Below are 15,929 nucleotides of genomic sequence, written 5' to 3'. Positions count from 1 at the left end.
GAGACCTATGGCTCGAAGCCTGAAATGAGGGAATCGCGCAGCGATGACATTTTGCGCCACTCACCGATGCAGCAGAACATGTCCGTTGTGCCAGCGACAGCGCGCAGTAAAAAGCGGAGGGAGATCCAAGAGGGAGAAAGCACTTCTCCCTCTTGGGCGGTTTCGGCGCTGCGCGTTAAGCGATCACCGCAGGTGAGAAACCGAAACTTTCTCATTCTCAAGTAAAGCCGCCGTGCAGCGGCTCCCGCAGGTGAGAAACCGAAATTTTCTCATTCTTAAGTAAAGCCGCCATTGCAGCGGCCTCTGCAAAAGAAAACCCTTAACGACGCAATTCCCCCGCCGCCTCCGGCTGATACAACAGTTCCAGCACTTCAATCCGGCTGTTCTCGCCATTCGGCATTTCCCACGTGATACTTCCGCCTGTGCGCAGCCCCAGCAAGGCAGCTCCCAGCGGGGCCATCACGGACAGCTGTTCTTTACTGTCTTTTAGCGCTGCGGGATACACCAGCGTGCGGATATGTTCTTCGCCGTCTTTACCTTCTGTAAAGCGCACCTTGCTGTTCATCGTGACCACGTCGGCGGGGATTTGCTCGGGCGGCAAAATCTCTGCGCGATCTAACTCTTCGTTCAGTGCATCGGCGACCGGGGTGTTGGCAAAGGCCGGTTGTGCCAGCAGTGTATCCAGGCGTTCTGCGTCAAGTTCGTTGATGATCAGTATCGGTTTACTCATAACATTCTCCGTGGTTCCTTTTGCATCACCCGCTTCATGCGGGTGGGGTGCCGGTCGGCAAAAAATAACACCCCCGCGGGTAAGCGCGGGGGTGTCGGGAATTTGCGTGTGTTCTTTGATACTAGGCATTCTTAAGCAGAAATGAAAGCATTGCGAGGTAATTAATCCGCATTGCGAAAATTCCGATTACCAGTGAAATACGCTGCTACAAACCGAAATATTCAGTGATATAACGACTTAACTTTTCGTTTTGCGAATTGGATCTGCTCAGCGCACCGTATTTCCACTTCGAACTGGAAAAAGATCCTCTACACAGGAAATCTGCGCGGGGTTAGGGTAAAGACAGACGAAATAAATGGCTGAAAATAGTGAGTCAGGCAAGGAGAGAGGTAATCGCGAGTGAATAACGCAAGCGCATCTGTGAATGGGACCGGGCGGATTGAATTGAAAGATGCTGCGGCGATAACAGAGCAAGTATTAAAGGATATTCAGGCGATGCAAAGTGCGAAGAATATCTATACCACCGATGTTCAGTTGCAGATGTTAACGTCACACGTTAAAGCCATGGTATTACGCTCAATTACCGGCGAGCCGTTGCCTGAAGTCGAAAAAGATTTATTTGATGAAATCTCTGCTGAGTCCATGCAAATGGCAGAGGACGTGGTCAGCTGGTTTGGAAACTTACCGATTGAGGAAGCGTATTTACTCTCGGTACATTTAGAAGTCGCAAGAGATAACGAACCTAAATAACCTTTTACTGAAAATTTAACGAATTAATTATCCGGAGATGTGAATGATGGGACAAGTATTAGTGGTGATCGGTGACCGTTTAGGAAAAGGCCAGAAAGTGGCAGCCGGCGTGGAAGCGGCTGGCGGGAAAGCCATCGTTGTCCCGGGTATGGCAGCAGATATGAAACTCGGTGACGTGATGAAAGCAGAAGGTGCGACCTTTGGTATTTCTTTCTGCGGCAGTGGCGGTGCCGGTGCGATTACCGCTCAAAACAAATACGGATATAAAGCTAAGTACGGGATGCGTTCAGTGGATGAAGGTGTCACGGCAATTAACGAAGGCTGTTTAGTATTAGGGTTCGGATTTATGGATAAAGAAGAACTGGGTCAGCGTCTGGTTGAAGCTTATAACAAGAAGTATGGTCAGGCGTAATGAAGCAACAATTAACCACGACAGTTCGGGTTGAAGGAAAGGGCGAAAATAAGGCTGCCGCCTTTTCTTCCGCACTGAGTCAGGTTCAGAGAACGGTTCTCAAATCGTCTGCCAATAATGTCTTACTGCGTATAGAACCGCAGGACGTCAGGATAATAAAGGCAGAAGAGTCAGTCAAAAGAGAAAAGTTTCTGTTCTTTTTTCTGGCCAGGGAAAGAAAGAGTTATTACGTGGCGTTAGACATTACCGTCAACCTGACTGTTATTAATACGGAACAGGTAGTTTTTGTCACGAAATAAAAACGTTAGCTATAAATGACAAGGATATACTGATGTTTTTAATTATTTTATTTAAGTCGCTTATTATCGGCGGACTGGTTGGCGTGGGCGTAGGTGCGGGGGCCGCACGTATGTTCCATGCACCCACCGTGCAAGGAATGGGGGCTTTTCGTACGCTTGGGGAATTAAACTCCTGTGAAGGCGATCCGGCTTCGCATTTCTCATTTGGTCTGGGCTTCTTCTTTAACGCCTGGGCTTCTTCCGTGGCGGCAGGTTCTTTCACCCAGGACGTTGACCACCGCATCATTCCCCACTGGGCAACCGCTGCCCTGATGTTTAAAAACCGCAATGTGGCTGAAACCATGCATGACCCGCGCAAGATGGCGATTGCAGGCGGCATCATCGGCATGATTGTGGTCGCCTTCCTCAACACTACTGCGTCTGCGGTGCCTGCGGCGTTGCAGGTCACGGCAATCAAAGTGCTGGTGCCTGCGGCCAACCTGTTGGTGAACACCGTGATGCCGGTGATTTTCTGGCTGGCGGCGATCGATGCAGGACGTCGTTCCGGTTTCTGGGCCACTATTTTTGGTGGTCTGGCGCAGATGATCATGGGTAACGCCGTACCGGGTCTGGTGCTGGGTATCCTGATCGGTAAAGGCGTCGAAGAAAGCGGCTGGAACCACGTCACCAAAGTGATGATGGCGGCGATTATCGCGCTGTTCGTCCTCAGCGGTTTCTTCCGTGGCTTCGACGTCAAACTGTTGCAGTCATTCATGCTGGACGTCCCGACATGGCTGAACGGCATTCACAATTCACTCAGCGGCAAGTAAGAGGAACATGACAATGGAAGAACAAGCCAAACGTGGTTTCTGGTACGCCGAGTGGTCGTTCCCGATTTTTGTCGGACTGCTGTCTTCCGGTGTTTTCGCCGGGACACACATGTATTACCTGTACGGCATCGGTGCGTTTAACGAAGTGGCGTTTGTATCAATGCTGCGTTCCGGCATGGATACCGGCGTGTACGGCGCAGTGGCGGCCTTCGGTGCCAGCTTTCTGTTTGCCCGCATCATCGAAGGTTCGCTGGTCGGTATTCTCGATATCGGTGGTGCGATCCAGACCGGTATCGGCCTGGGCGTCCCGGCACTGTTGCTCGGCGCGGGGATTATCTTCCCGGTGGCGAACTTCGCGGCCTCGCTGGTAACCGGCCTGATCCTCGGGTTAGCCGTCGGTTACATCATCATTCTGGCACGTAAATTCACCATCAATCAGAGCAATTCTACCTACGGCGCTGACGTGATGATGGGTGCGGGTAATGCCTCCGGCCGCTTCCTCGGGCCGTTGATTATCCTGTCAGCGATGGCGGCATCGATTCCTATCGGTCTGGGCTCGCTGATTGGCGCACTGGGTTTCTATCTGTGGCAAAAACCGATTACCGGTGGTGCCATTCTCGGCGCAATGGTGCTGGGCGCTGTCTTCCCGGTTTCACTGTAAGAACGCAGTAGTACAGAAGAAAAGCTGCAGTAAACGGGCGTCAGGAACACTCCTGACGCCCGAGATTATGGAGAACGTCGTATGTATGACTTAATCATCCGGCAGGCATTACGCGCAGACGGCAGCCTGACTGATATTGCAATCCGCGACGGCAAATTCGCCGCCATTGGCACGTTGCCCTGCGGTGCCACCGCCCGCCAGACTCTCGATCTTCAGGGCAAGGTTTACGCCAGCGCGGGATGGATCGACTCCCATGTTCACTGTTACCCCAAATCGCCGATTTATCATGACGAAGCCGATCTGATTGGTGTGGCCTGCGGTGTCACCACCGTGGCCGATGCGGGCAGTACCGGCGCGAATGATGTCGACGATTTCTATCAGATTACCCGTGAGGCGAAAACCAACGTCTACGCGTTTCTCAATATCGCCCGCACCGGCATTGTCACGCAGAACGAACTGGCGGATATGACCCAGATCGACAAGGTCGGCGTGCGTGACGCCATCGCGCGAAATCCCGGTTTTATCATTGGCATCAAAGCGCGCATGAGCAGCAGTGTGGTCGGCCAGAACGGCATTAAGCCACTGGTGCGCGCCAAAGAAATTCAGCAGGAAAACGATGACCTGCCCCTGATGGTGCATATCGGTAATAACCCGCCGAACCTCGACGAAATCGCAGATTTACTGACCTCGGGCGACATCATTACCCACTGCTATAACGGCAAGCCGAACCGTATTCTCTCGCCGGAAGGCGTGCTGCGTGATTCCGTTAAGCGGGCGCTCAGCCGTGGCGTGCTGCTGGATGTCGGTCACGGCACCGCGAGTTTCAGCTTTGAAGTGGCAGAGCTGGCCATTAAGCAGGGCATTTTGCCGCACACCATCAGTTCCGATATTTATTGCCGCAATCGCCTCAACGGGCCGGTGCACAGCCTGGCGACGGTGATGTCGAAATTCTTCAGCGTCGGCCTGACATTGCCGCAGGTGATTGATTGCGTTACATCGCATGCCGCTGATGCGCTGCGTCTTCCTGCCAAAGGTCGTCTGCAAATCGGTGCCGACGCCGATCTGACCCTGTTCGAACTCCGTCAGGCGCCGCAGGTGTTTATCGATTCCGAAGGACAGTCCGTGAAAGGCGAAAGTTTGCTGGTGCCTCTGGCCGCTGTGGTCGCGGGCGTCACTCTGTTAACCGAAGAAGGGAAATCTGCTCATGTCTTCTGAACAATCGCTGTATGAAAAGTACCAGTTAAAACAAGTCATTAATGCTTCCGGTCGTATGACAGCGCTGGGCGTTTCCACGCCGCGTGAAGAAGTCGCAGCAGTGGTGAATACCGGTCTGAATCATTACTTTGAGATGAAAGATCTGGTGAACAAAACCGGCGCTTACATCGCGAAACTGCTAAACGTCGAAAACGCGGTGGTGGTTTCCTGCGCTTCTGCCGGGATCGCGCAATCTGTGGCGGCGGTGATCGTCAAAGATGACGCCTGGCTGCTGGAAAACCTGCACGCCGCGCCACTGGAAATCCCGCACGATATCGTTCTGCCAAAAGGCCATAACGTGAATTTCGGTGCACCGGTCGCGACGATGGTGACGATGGGCGGTGGCAAGGTGGTAGAAGCCGGTTATGCCAACGAATGTTCTGCCGCACAACTCGCGGCCTGCATCACCCCGCGTACCGCTGCAATCATGTACATAAAATCGCACCACTCAGTGCAGAAAAGCATTTTGTCGGTTGCGGAAGCCGCTGAAGTGGCGCGTAAGCACAATGTGCCGCTGATCGTCGATGCCGCCGCGGAAGAAGATCTGACCTGTTATTACGAGATGGGTGCGGATCTGGTGATTTACAGTGGCGCGAAGGCCATCGAAGGGCCGACCAGCGGGCTGGTGCTCGGCAAAAAACAGTATGTCGAATGGGTAAAACTGCAATCGGGCGGGATTGGTCGTGCGATGAAAGTCGGCAAAGAAGGCATTCTTGGCCTGACGCAGGCTATCGAAAGCTATCTCACCTTGCCGAAAACCACCGGGCAGGAAATGGTCGACAAGATGACGCCATTTATCGCCAGCCTGAATGAAATCAGCGGTGTTACCGGACGCGTGGTCTGGGACAGCGCCGGACGTGATATCGCCCGTACGGAAATCACTTTCGATGAAGCGGTACTGGGCTGGAAAACCAAAGCCATTGTGGACGCCATGAAAAACGGCGATATCGCGATTTATTTCCGTGGCTACCGCGCCAACGAAGGCAAGATCGAAGTCGATGTGCGCAGCGTGACGCCGCCGCAGCTCACCATCGTCGCACAACGTTTTAAACAACTTTTCAGCGGAGACAAAGCATGAAGCTGACCCCAAATTTCTATCGTGACCGCGTGTGCCTGAATGTGCTGGCGGGCTCGAAAGACAATGCCCGTGATATCTATGAAGCGGCAGAAGGTCATGTACTGGTCGGTGTGCTTTCCAAAAATTATCCAGACGTCGCGAGTGCGGTGGCGGACATGAAAGAGTATGCCGCATTGATTGAAAACGCGTTGTCTGTCGGTTTAGGCGCGGGCGATCCGCGTCAGTCTCTGATGGTCAGCCAGATTTCAGCGCAGGTTCAGCCGCAGCACGTCAATCAGGTCTTTACCGGCGTCGGTACCAGCCGTGGAATGCTTGGGCAAAACGACAGCGTGGTCAACGGTCTGATTTCACCCACCGGTAAACCCGGCTTTGTGAAGATCAATACCGGACCGCTGAGTTCTGCTTCTGCGGACGCCATCGTGCCGGTGGAAACCGCCATTGCGCTGCTGAAAGATATGGGCGGCAGCTCGGTGAAATATTTCCCGATGGGTGGCCTGAAAACCCGTGATGAATTCGCTGCCGTGGCCCGTGCCTGTGCGGAACAGGATTTCTGGCTGGAACCGACCGGCGGTATCGATTTAGAAAACTTCGAGCCGATTATGGAAATCGCGCTGGCGGCGGGCGTCACTAAAATCATCCCGCATATCTACAGCTCGATTATCGACAGCGCCACCGGTAACACCCGTCCTGACGATGTGAAAACCCTGCTGGCCAGCGTCAAAAAGCTGGTGGGCTGAAGGTTCTGACCTTTCCTGCGCGGTAAGCCGTCCGGGCACACTGATGTTGTTACCGGATGGCAAATATATTTACGCAATCAATCAACGAAGCGATAACATCACCTGATTCAAGGTATTTGCCGAAAACGGCAAACCGCGTTTATCGATGACTCTGTGGCGGTCGGCAGTTCGTCGTAAAGGGTGATCGCGCCGTAGCCGGAATAATATGGAAGAACAATGGTGAGATTTCCCAATCAACGTCTGGCGCAACTGTTTGATGCGCTGCAAACCGAAACGCTGCCTCAGGATGAACTGGCAAAACGCCTGTCGGTGTCGACGCGGACGGTCCGTGCGGATATCACTGCGCTTAATGAAATCATCGCGGACTATGGCGCGACCTTCGTACACAACCGTGGCAGCGGGTATCAGCTGCGCGTTGATGATCAGAGCCTGTTCTCGTCGTTACAGCAGTCGACACAACGTAAACCGAATCCGACGCCGCGTACGGCCGCAGAGCGGGTGAAGACGCTGCTGATCCGCTTTTTGACCTCAGCTTTTTCATTAAAGCTGGAAGATCTGGCTGATGAATGGTTTGTCAGCCGGGGAACCCTGCAAAATGATATGGCTGAGGTAAGGGAGCATCTGGCCCGCTATCATCTGAATATTGAAACCAAGCCGCGCTATGGCATGAAGCTGTTTGGTGCGGAGCTGGCAATCCGCGCCTGCCTGACCGACTTGTTGTTCCAGCTCGATGCCGAAGAACAGGCCAATCCGCTGCTGAAGGCGGAAAGCCTGGAGTCGGAAGCGCTGGTGCCGCTGACGCGCTTTATGCATCAGCTTCTGACGCAGTCTTCTATTCAACTGACCGACGAAGGTGAACAATATCTGATTCTCTATTGCGCGGTGGCCATTAAACGCATTGCCGGCGGTTATCCGCTGACTGATTTTGATGCTGAAGACGGTGACCCGGCGGTCAAACACGTTTCTGTGCGGCTGGCTGCGGAGCTGAAAAGTCTGGTGGGCAAGGAAATTCCGGCCTCTGAAGAAGCTTATCTGCGGGTGAATATCGCCGCGCGTCGCGTGCAGCAAATCCTGCCAACGGACATTAATGCTGACGATGACGAATCGCTGGTCGATTACATCCTGTCGTATATCAATTCGCACTATAGTTATGATTTACAAGGTGATAAACAGCTGCGCGCTGATCTGCTGACGCATATCAAAACCATGATTACGCGGGTGAAATACCAGATTAATATCCCCAACCCGCTGCTGAACAACATCAAACAGCATTACCCGATGGCGTATGACGTCACGCTGGCGGCGGTGTCGAGCTGGGGGAAATACACGCCGTACACCCTGAGTGAAAACGAGATTGGGTTTCTTGTGCTGCATATCGGCGTCGGGCTGGAGCGGCATTACAACATCGGTTATCAGCGACATCCGCAGGTGATGCTGGTATGCGACACCGGCAATTCGACCATCCGTATGATTCAGGCGCAGATTAGCCGCAAATATCCGCAGCTGGTGATGAAACAGGTGGTGACGTTGCGGGATTACGAACAACTGGAACACATCGACGAAGATTTCATCATCTCCAACGCCCGCATCAGCGAGAAGAATAAACCGGTGGTGGTGCTGTCGCCATTCCCGACCGAATACCAGATGGAGCAGCTTGGCAAGCTGGTACTGGTTGATCGCACCCGGCCTTATATGCTGGAAAAATTCTTCGACGAAAAACACTTCATGATCATCGATGAACCGATGACGCAGGCGGAGTTATTCCGCCATGTGTGCTCTCAGCTGGAAGCCGAAGGCTACGTCGATCAGGCGTTTTATCCGTCGGTGGTTGAGCGCGAGGAAATTGTCTCGACCATGCTGGGGGAAGGGATTGCGCTGCCGCACTCGCTGGGGCTGCTGGCGAAGAAAACCGTGGTGATAACGTTGCTCTCTCCGCAGGGCATTGCGTGGGGAGAAGGGGAGACAGCACACGTGATTTTCCTGCTGGCAATCAGCAAGGCAGATTATGAAGAGGCGATGGCGATTTACGATTTGTTCGTGACGTTTGTGCGGGAACGCTCAATGAGCCGTCTGCTGAGCAGCGAAAACTTTGAGAGTTTCAAGGCCATTGCAATCGACTGTTTAAGCCGCATTTAATACGGCTCAAAGAGTGCGTTAATTATCAGTCTTCATCAAAACCTGAATTAATCAGATTTACCACTGCCGTCAATGCCTGTTCTTCATCGGGGCCGGTGGCTTCGATTTCGATTTTCTGACCTTTCGGGGAATCGAGCATCAGCAGCGCGATGACACTGCTGGCTTCCGCTTCAATGCCCGTGTCGTTGCGCAGCATCACTTCTGATTCAAAGCTCTGCACCAGTTCAAACAACTTCATTGCCGGGCGGGCATGCATACCCAACCGGTTTTTGATTTCTACCGTTTGTTTCACCGTCATGATTTGCGTTTTTCCAGCGTGCGATGGCGGGATTGCACATTTTTCCCGCGGGAACGGAAATAGTCGGCCAGTTGCTCTGCGATATAGACCGAACGGTGTTTACCGCCGGTACAGCCAATGGCGACGGTCAGATAGCTGCGGTTGTTCGTTTCCAGCATCGGCAGCCATTGTTCGAGGTAGCTGCGGGTCTGGTAAATAAAGTTGTGCACTTCAGTATGACGGTCAAGGAACGCCGCGACCGGCTTATCAAGGCCTGTCATCGGACGCAGTTTCGGATCCCAGTGCGGGTTTGGCAGAAAACGCACATCGAAAACATAATCCGCATCAATCGGAATGCCGTGTTTGAAACCGAAGGATTCGAACACCATCGTCAGTTCGCGCTCGCGTTTACCCAGCAGACGGGTACGCAGCATTTCTGCCAGTTCATGCACGGACATTTCGGAGGTGTCGATGATCAAATCCGCAGACGAACGCAGTGGTTCGAGCAGATCGGCTTCTTCATCAATGGCACTTTCGAGGGACAGATTTTTGCTGGAAAGCGGGTGCAGACGACGGGTGTCGCTGTAGCGGCGGATCAGAGTATTGCGGTCGGCATCAAGGAATAACAACTGCGGTGAGAAGCTCTCCGGCAGTTGTGACATCGCATACTCATAAACTTCCGGTGTTTCCGGCATGTTACGGACGTCAATGCTGACGGCCGCTGATGTATTACGTTCAACAAGGGTCTGGGCAAGCTGCGGCAATAACACCACCGGCAGGTTGTCCACACAGTAAAAACCCATGTCTTCTAGTGCCCGTAGGGCAACCGACTTCCCGGAACCGGAACGGCCGCTGACAATCATCAGCACCATGGTGTCACTCCCCTGGCATTCAGTGTGCAGAATTCATTTTCCCGGCACTGTACCGGGAATCAGCAATTTATTCGTTTTCAGTCATTATCTGGAACAGTTCTTCGTCACTTTGCGCGCCACGCAGACGGCGACACACTGTTTTATCAGCTAATTTCTTAGCGACTAAAGATAATGTATGTAAATGGGTTTTACATTGATCTGCCGGTACCAGCAAGGCAAAAAGCAAATCTACCGGCTGATTATCGATGGCGTCAAAAGCAATCGGTTGTTCAAGCTGAATGAATACGCCGACGGCACGTAAAGTGTCTTCTTCCAGCTTACCGTGCGGGATGGCGATCCCGGCACCGATCCCGGTGCTCCCCATACGTTCACGGGTCAAAATGGCGTCAAAAATCACCTGCGGCGACAAATTTAATTGTTTGGCGGCCAACTCACTGATGATTTCCAGTGCGCGTTTTTTGCTGGCGCAATGAACGCCGCTTTTGGTGCATTCGGCATTAAGCACCGACGTTAATTGCATTGCAGTATCGTTAATCATGTCATCTTTCACTTTTGCGCTGTTTCACCCTTAAAGCTATATCGGCTCGTTTCCCGAAGGTCACAAGCCGATGCCCGAAGGTTTGTAGCACAGGGTTGGCTACATGAATGTCAGTGCTGTTTCAGTTTGTCTTTATGTTTATTCAACTGTCGGGCCAGTTTATCAACCAGTCCGTCAATCGCTGCGTACATATCCTGATGTTCCGAGGTGGCATGTAATTCGCCTCCGTTCACATGCAAAGTGGCTTCCGCTACTTTCTGCACCTTTTCCACGCTCAACACCACATACACCTGATTAATCCTGTCGAAATACTGCTCAAGCTTAGCCAGCTTCGACGTGATGAACTCTCTCAGGGGATCCGTGATCTCAATGTGATGTCCGGTAATGTTGAGCTGCATAATGTCTTCCTTCTCTGTTGAGGTCAAACTAACTGTTTACGTTGGTTTGAGGGCGGGATGGACAAAGACTCTCGGTATTTGGCGACAGTCCGACGCGCAACCATAATTCCCTGATCGGAAAGCAGGGTCGCTAACTTACTGTCACTGAGCGGTTTTACAGGATTCTCCGCTGCGATTAATTTCTTCACCAGCGCCCGGATCGCGGTTGACGATGCCTCGCCACCGCTGTCTGTACTGACATGGCTGGAGAAGAAATACTTCAGTTCGAAAATGCCACGCGGGCTGTGCAGGAACTTCTGCGTCGTCACACGTGAAATCGTCGATTCGTGCATTTCCACGGCACTGGCAATATCTGCCAGTACCATAGGTTTCATAAATTCTTCACCCAGTTCAAAGAACGCCTGCTGCTGCTCAACGATGCAGCGCGTCACTTTCAACAGCGTGTCGTTACGGCTTTCCAGGCTTTTGATTAACCACTTGGCTTCCTGCAGATTGCTGCGGATAAATTGCCCGTCGCTGTCGCTGCGTGCGGAATTCCCCATCGCGGCGTACTGCTGGTTAATCTTCAGACGCGGAATGCTGTCGGAATTGAGTTCTACCGCCCAGACACCTGACACTTTACGCACCAGCACATCCGGGATCACGTATTCGGATTCGCCGGTGTTGATAGACTGGCCCGGACGCGGATCAAGAGACTGGATCAGGAGCATCGCTCCTTTCAGTGTATCTTCTTTTAACCGGGTTGATCGCATAAGTGCGCGGAAATCATGGTTCGCCAGCAAATCGAGATGTTCGCTGATGATAAGACGGGCTTCAGTGATGAAAGGCGTGTCAGTCGCATATTGAGAAAGCTGGATCAGCAGGCAGTCGCGCAGGTCACGGGCGGCGACACCCACCGGATCAAAACGCTGAACGCGCTTAAGTACGGCTTCGACTTCGTCCATGGTGACATTTTCATCACCGACGCTTTCAAGAATGTCGTCAAGGGAGACGGTCAGGTAACCGGTGTCATCCACTGCATCGACGATTGACGTGGCAATCGCGGCATCGGTATCAGAGAACGGCGTCAGCTCGACCTGCCACATCAGGTAATCCTGAAGTGTCTGCGTGGTTTCGCCCTGGTAAATCGGTAGCTCATCGTCGCTGTAATCATTGCCGGTGCCTGACGGCGTGCCTGCGGTGTAAATCTCATCCCAGGTGGCGTCCAGCGGCAACTCTTCCGGCATGTCTTTCTGCTCGAGTGCCTCGCGGGTGTCTAACCCTTCGCTGTCGGTGGTTTCTACCGAGTCGATTTCTTCATGAAGGTCGGTTTGTTCCAACAGAGGGTTGCTCTCCAGCGCGAGTTGGATCTCCTGCTGGAGCTCAAGCGTGGATAGTTGCAACAAGCGGATGGCCTGTTGTAACTGAGGAGTCATTGCCAGTTGTTGGCTGAGTCTGAGTTGCAAACCTTGCTTCATATCTTGGCTTAATTCCGTTGATGAGTGAAAACGGCAACACTTCTGTCAGAGACGGCCTGTTTCAGTGTAGGTTGAAACAGGCACGGTTCCGGCGGCACAGATCACAGACGGAATTCTTCACCAAGATAAACACGTTTAACTTGTTCATCAGCAAGAATGTCGGCTGGCGTGCCGTGGGCGATCAATTTCCCCTGACTGACGATATACGCGCGTTCACAAACGTCGAGTGTTTCGCGAACGTTATGGTCAGTGATCAGTACGCCGAGGCCGCTGTCACGTAAATGCTCAATGATTTTTTTGATGTCGATAACGGAAATCGGGTCAACCCCGGCGAACGGTTCATCCAGCAGGATGAATTTAGGGTTCGCTGCCAGTGCACGGGCAATTTCAACACGACGGCGTTCACCACCAGACAGTGACTGACCGAGGTTATCGCGCAAATGAGAAATATGGAACTCTTCCATTAATTCATTAGCGCGGTCATTACGCTGTTCTTTGGTCAGATCGTCACGGATCTGCAGCACCGCCATCAGGTTATCAAATACGCTCAGACGACGGAAAATGGAGGCTTCCTGCGGAAGATAGCCAATACCGCGACGGGCGCGGGTATGCAGCGGCAGCAGGCTGATGTCTTCATCATCAACGATAATGCGGCCCGCATCGCGCTGGACGATGCCCACGACCATGTAAAAGGTGGTGGTTTTACCCGCACCGTTTGGCCCTAATAACCCGACGATTTCACCCGAGTTGACCATCAGACTGACATCTTCAACGACCTTACGGCCTTTGTATGCCTTTGCCAGATTCTCTGCGATTAATTTAGCCATAAAATATCAGTTACTCTTTTTGGTCGGCTGGCCGCCCGCTGCAGGCGTTTTTTGTTGCAGCTGCGAAGGTACCAGAACGGTCGTCACACGGTTACCTTTATCACTAAAGGCTTCCATTTGCTGTTTCTGTACCAGATAGGTAATACGGTCGCCTTTCACATTGCTGTCCAGTTGCTCAAGGTAAGCGTTGCCGGTCAGCGTGACGAGGTCATTTTCCACTTCGTAGCGGACTTTCTGTGCATGGCCTTTAATCGGCTTACCGTTATCCTGCATCTGGTAGAACGTCACCGGGTTGCCGTAACCTTCTACCACTTCTTTACCGGAAACCCCCTGCGGGCGGATGACGACCACTTTGTCGGCTTTAACCTGGATCGTACCCTGATTGACGACCACATTGCCGGTAAAGGTCGCGGTATTGGTATTGACGTCGAGCGCCTGGTTTGCTGAATCAATGGTGATCGGTTTCGTTGTATCGTCTTTTAAGGCAAATGCCGGAACGCTGACGGCTAACAATGAGCTGACGATCAGGAGATCACGGATTTTATTTTTTGCTTTGAATTTCATAAGAGGTCGTTACCTTTTCGATCAGCTCTGCTGTTTTGTCACGCAGATTACCACGCATTTTCATGCCGTTAGATGTAAAACCTGTACCATACAACGTCACTTCATCGTCTGAGGCAACGTCCTGTGTCGTCAGGTTAACCCGTGCATTGTCCGTTTTGATTCTTTGCAGCTGTGATGTCTCAGGTGTCAGGCTGTCTGCCTGCACATGCCCATAAAGATAGAGCATTTTATCCTGAGTCAGTTTCGCTTTATCAGAACGCAATACCCAGGTGGCTACTTTGTTCTTGTCATACATGGTCGCGACCGGATTGGTAAACCATGACACCTGATCAGCGGTGTAATATTTTACCTGGTCTGAAACCAGTTTATACGTCAGGCTGCCCATCGGGTCATACACCATCGTAACGGTGTGGGACGTCTGGTAAGTCGGATCCTGATCATTGACCGCTTGCGGAACATCATCGCTGTTGTCAGATAATGACCAGCCAATCAGCACCAGAACGATGGCAGTCAGCGCCAGAATAATCCAAAGTTTTGCTTTACTCATATCGACAGCCCTTTGGCGTCCTCCAGCTTACCCTGCGCCAGCAGAATCAAATCACACAGTTCGCGTACTGCACCACGTCCACCCGCGATACGGGTAACATAATGCGCTTTCGGTAACAGAACAGGATGTGCATCCTGAACCGCGACAGAGAGACCCACTTCGGCCATCACCGGCCAGTCAATCAGGTCATCACCAATGTACGCCACTTCTTCGGCCCGCAGAGACAGTGTATCTAACAGTTCGCGGAAGGCCAAAAGCTTATCAGATTGCCCCTGATACAAGTGGCGTATGCCCAGAGTTTTAGCGCGATCTTCCAGTAATTTCGCATTGCGGCCTGTAATAATCGCGACTTCGATATCGGATGTCAGCAGGCAGCGGATACCGTAACCGTCGCGAACGTTGAAACTTTTCAGCTCTTCTCCCTGATTTCCCATATAGATCAGGCCATCAGACATAACGCCATCGACATCGCAAATCAGCAGGCGGATTGCTTTTGCCCGTTCAAGCACTTGCGCACTGACCGGACCGTAGCAGGTTTCCACCAGGGCTGCGCTATTACTCATTCAGGGAATTCCTCAATTAAACTACGCCAGCGCGCAGCATATCGTGCATATGTAACACACCCAGCAACTGGTCACCATCAGCAACCATCACGCAAGTGATGTGTTTGTCCTGCATTAAATTCAGCGCATCAACTGCCAGCAGTGAAGGACGCACGCGGATACCGCCTGTCGTCATCACATCCGCAATCGATGCCGTATTGATGTTGACGCCCATATCAAAGATGCGTCGTAAATCCCCATCGGTAAAGATCCCTTCGATTTTCATCAAATCGTTGCAGATAACCGTCATGCCCAGATTTTTTCGGGTGATTTCCAGCAACGCATCCCGCAACGAAGCTTCACGGCTGACGTGCGGAATTTCATCCCCGGTGTGCATGATATCGCTGACGCGCAGTAACAGCTTGCGACCCAGTGCTCCGCCAGGATGTGACAGGGCGAAATCTTCCGGTGTGAAGCCGCGTGCTTCAAGCAGTGCGACGGCCAGTGCATCGCCCATCACCAGCACTGCCGTGGTGCTGCTGGTCGGTGCCAGACCCAGCGGGCAGGCTTCTTTGGGCACTTTTACACAAAGGTGAACATCTGCCGCTTTCCCCATCGTGCTTTCGGGGTTAGACGTCATGCAGATAAGCGTAATGCCCAGACGTTTGAGTACCGGTATCAGCCCCAGAATTTCATGGGCTTCGCCGGAGTTGGAAATCAGAATGACGACATCCTGCTTCGATACCATGCCCAGATCACCGTGGCTGGCTTCGCCGGGATGCACAAAGAATGCCGGTGTGCCCGTACTGGCAAAGGTGGCGGCCATCTTACGGCCGATATGACCAGATTTGCCCATGCCCATGACGACGACTTTGCCATTGCAGGCGAAGATTTTTTCGCAGGCGCGGGTAAAATCACCGTTAATGTATTGATCTAACTGCTCAAGTCCTTCACGTTCTGTTTTCAGCACATCATGTCCGACGGCCTGAAAATCAAAACCGGGGGCGAAGGTATCGTTAGCCATAGTGGGTTCCTGACAGA

General features: G+C 52.5%; 20 protein-coding genes. 9 read left to right on the top strand and 11 right to left on the bottom strand.

Annotated elements, in window-relative coordinates; translation table 11 throughout:
• Positions 1-319 precede the first annotated feature (319 nt).
• The gene (gene rnk / locus GW591_RS14900; RefSeq protein ID WP_013577272.1) at positions 320-730 is read right to left on the bottom strand and encodes a nucleoside diphosphate kinase regulator; all 411 of its coding nucleotides are present in this window, start codon (positions 728-730) and stop codon (positions 320-322) included.
• 399 nt (positions 731-1,129) lie between these two features.
• On the opposite strand from rnk, the gene GW591_RS14895 reads away from it, so the two are divergent.
• The 9 genes from GW591_RS14895 (at position 1,130) to GW591_RS14855 (ending at position 8,866) form a co-directional block, all read left to right on the top strand.
• Complete coding sequence (locus GW591_RS14895; protein WP_166860895.1) at positions 1,130-1,480, top strand: PRD domain-containing protein; 351 nt, start codon at positions 1,130-1,132, stop codon at positions 1,478-1,480.
• A gap of 46 nt (positions 1,481-1,526) precedes the next feature.
• Positions 1,527-1,892 (top strand): SFCGS family glycine-rich protein, encoded by a 366-nt coding sequence (locus GW591_RS14890; protein ID WP_013577270.1) that lies wholly within the window; start codon positions 1,527-1,529, stop codon positions 1,890-1,892.
• Positions 1,892-2,191 carry a DUF4312 family protein gene (locus GW591_RS14885; protein ID WP_037035025.1) on the top strand — a complete coding sequence of 100 codons (300 nt, stop codon included), beginning with the start codon at positions 1,892-1,894 and terminating at the stop codon, positions 2,189-2,191. Before GW591_RS14890 ends, GW591_RS14885 begins: the two co-directional genes overlap by 1 nt.
• A 32-nt stretch (positions 2,192-2,223) precedes the next feature.
• A complete protein-coding gene (locus tag GW591_RS14880) occupies positions 2,224-3,000 on the top strand; it encodes a DUF4311 domain-containing protein (protein ID WP_037035026.1) in 777 nt (258 codons plus the stop codon).
• A gap of 13 nt (positions 3,001-3,013) precedes the next feature.
• The gene (locus GW591_RS14875; protein ID WP_119262142.1) at positions 3,014-3,661 is read left to right on the top strand and encodes a DUF4310 family protein; all 648 of its coding nucleotides are present in this window, start codon (positions 3,014-3,016) and stop codon (positions 3,659-3,661) included.
• Between the two features lie 81 nt (positions 3,662-3,742).
• Positions 3,743-4,876 carry an amidohydrolase/deacetylase family metallohydrolase gene (locus GW591_RS14870; RefSeq protein WP_119262141.1) on the top strand — a complete coding sequence of 378 codons (1,134 nt, stop codon included), beginning with the start codon at positions 3,743-3,745 and terminating at the stop codon, positions 4,874-4,876.
• Positions 4,866-5,993: a DgaE family pyridoxal phosphate-dependent ammonia lyase gene (locus GW591_RS14865; protein WP_013577265.1), complete on the top strand. Its 1,128-nt coding sequence runs from the start codon at positions 4,866-4,868 to the stop codon at positions 5,991-5,993. Before GW591_RS14870 ends, GW591_RS14865 begins: the two co-directional genes overlap by 11 nt.
• Positions 5,990-6,730 (top strand): 2-dehydro-3-deoxy-phosphogluconate aldolase, encoded by a 741-nt coding sequence (gene dagF / locus GW591_RS14860; RefSeq protein WP_119262140.1) that lies wholly within the window; start codon positions 5,990-5,992, stop codon positions 6,728-6,730. Before GW591_RS14865 ends, dagF begins: the two co-directional genes overlap by 4 nt.
• A 216-nt stretch (positions 6,731-6,946) precedes the next feature.
• Positions 6,947-8,866 carry a BglG family transcription antiterminator gene (locus GW591_RS14855; protein ID WP_013577263.1) on the top strand — a complete coding sequence of 640 codons (1,920 nt, stop codon included), beginning with the start codon at positions 6,947-6,949 and terminating at the stop codon, positions 8,864-8,866.
• A 25-nt stretch (positions 8,867-8,891) separates the two neighbouring features.
• Here GW591_RS14855 and npr read toward each other — a convergent pair whose 3' ends face one another.
• From npr to kdsD, 10 genes are all read right to left on the bottom strand, one after another.
• Complete coding sequence (gene npr, locus GW591_RS14850) at positions 8,892-9,164, bottom strand: PTS phosphocarrier protein NPr (RefSeq protein ID WP_013577262.1); 273 nt, start codon at positions 9,162-9,164, stop codon at positions 8,892-8,894.
• Positions 9,161-10,015 carry an RNase adapter RapZ gene (rapZ, locus tag GW591_RS14845; RefSeq protein ID WP_013577261.1) on the bottom strand — a complete coding sequence of 285 codons (855 nt, stop codon included), beginning with the start codon at positions 10,013-10,015 and terminating at the stop codon, positions 9,161-9,163. Before rapZ ends, npr begins: the two co-directional genes overlap by 4 nt.
• A gap of 67 nt (positions 10,016-10,082) precedes the next feature.
• Entirely contained in the window at positions 10,083-10,565 is a 483-nt protein-coding gene (gene ptsN, locus GW591_RS14840; protein ID WP_173362074.1) for a PTS IIA-like nitrogen regulatory protein PtsN, read from the bottom strand.
• 98 nt (positions 10,566-10,663) lie between these two features.
• Complete coding sequence (gene hpf / locus GW591_RS14835) at positions 10,664-10,951, bottom strand: ribosome hibernation promoting factor (protein ID WP_013577259.1); 288 nt, start codon at positions 10,949-10,951, stop codon at positions 10,664-10,666.
• A gap of 23 nt (positions 10,952-10,974) precedes the next feature.
• Entirely contained in the window at positions 10,975-12,408 is a 1,434-nt protein-coding gene (gene rpoN / locus GW591_RS14830; protein WP_013577258.1) for an RNA polymerase factor sigma-54, read from the bottom strand.
• A 101-nt stretch (positions 12,409-12,509) separates the two neighbouring features.
• Positions 12,510-13,235 carry an LPS export ABC transporter ATP-binding protein gene (lptB, locus tag GW591_RS14825; protein ID WP_013577257.1) on the bottom strand — a complete coding sequence of 242 codons (726 nt, stop codon included), beginning with the start codon at positions 13,233-13,235 and terminating at the stop codon, positions 12,510-12,512.
• 6 nt (positions 13,236-13,241) lie between these two features.
• Positions 13,242-13,799 carry a lipopolysaccharide ABC transporter substrate-binding protein LptA gene (lptA, locus tag GW591_RS14820; RefSeq protein ID WP_013577256.1) on the bottom strand — a complete coding sequence of 186 codons (558 nt, stop codon included), beginning with the start codon at positions 13,797-13,799 and terminating at the stop codon, positions 13,242-13,244.
• Positions 13,777-14,346: an LPS export ABC transporter periplasmic protein LptC gene (lptC, locus tag GW591_RS14815; protein WP_013577255.1), complete on the bottom strand. Its 570-nt coding sequence runs from the start codon at positions 14,344-14,346 to the stop codon at positions 13,777-13,779. Before lptC ends, lptA begins: the two co-directional genes overlap by 23 nt.
• Entirely contained in the window at positions 14,343-14,909 is a 567-nt protein-coding gene (gene kdsC, locus GW591_RS14810; RefSeq protein ID WP_013577254.1) for a 3-deoxy-manno-octulosonate-8-phosphatase KdsC, read from the bottom strand. The genes lptC and kdsC overlap by 4 nt, the downstream gene beginning before the upstream one ends.
• A 16-nt stretch (positions 14,910-14,925) precedes the next feature.
• Entirely contained in the window at positions 14,926-15,912 is a 987-nt protein-coding gene (gene kdsD / locus GW591_RS14805; protein WP_013577253.1) for an arabinose-5-phosphate isomerase KdsD, read from the bottom strand.
• Between the last annotated feature and the right edge of the window lie 17 nt (positions 15,913-15,929).

Source organism: Rahnella aceris, assembly GCF_011684115.1.
In the GTDB taxonomy this organism is placed as follows: Bacteria; Pseudomonadota; Gammaproteobacteria; order Enterobacterales; family Enterobacteriaceae; genus Rahnella; species Rahnella aceris.
This window is presented reverse-complemented; position numbering and strand designations above follow the sequence as displayed.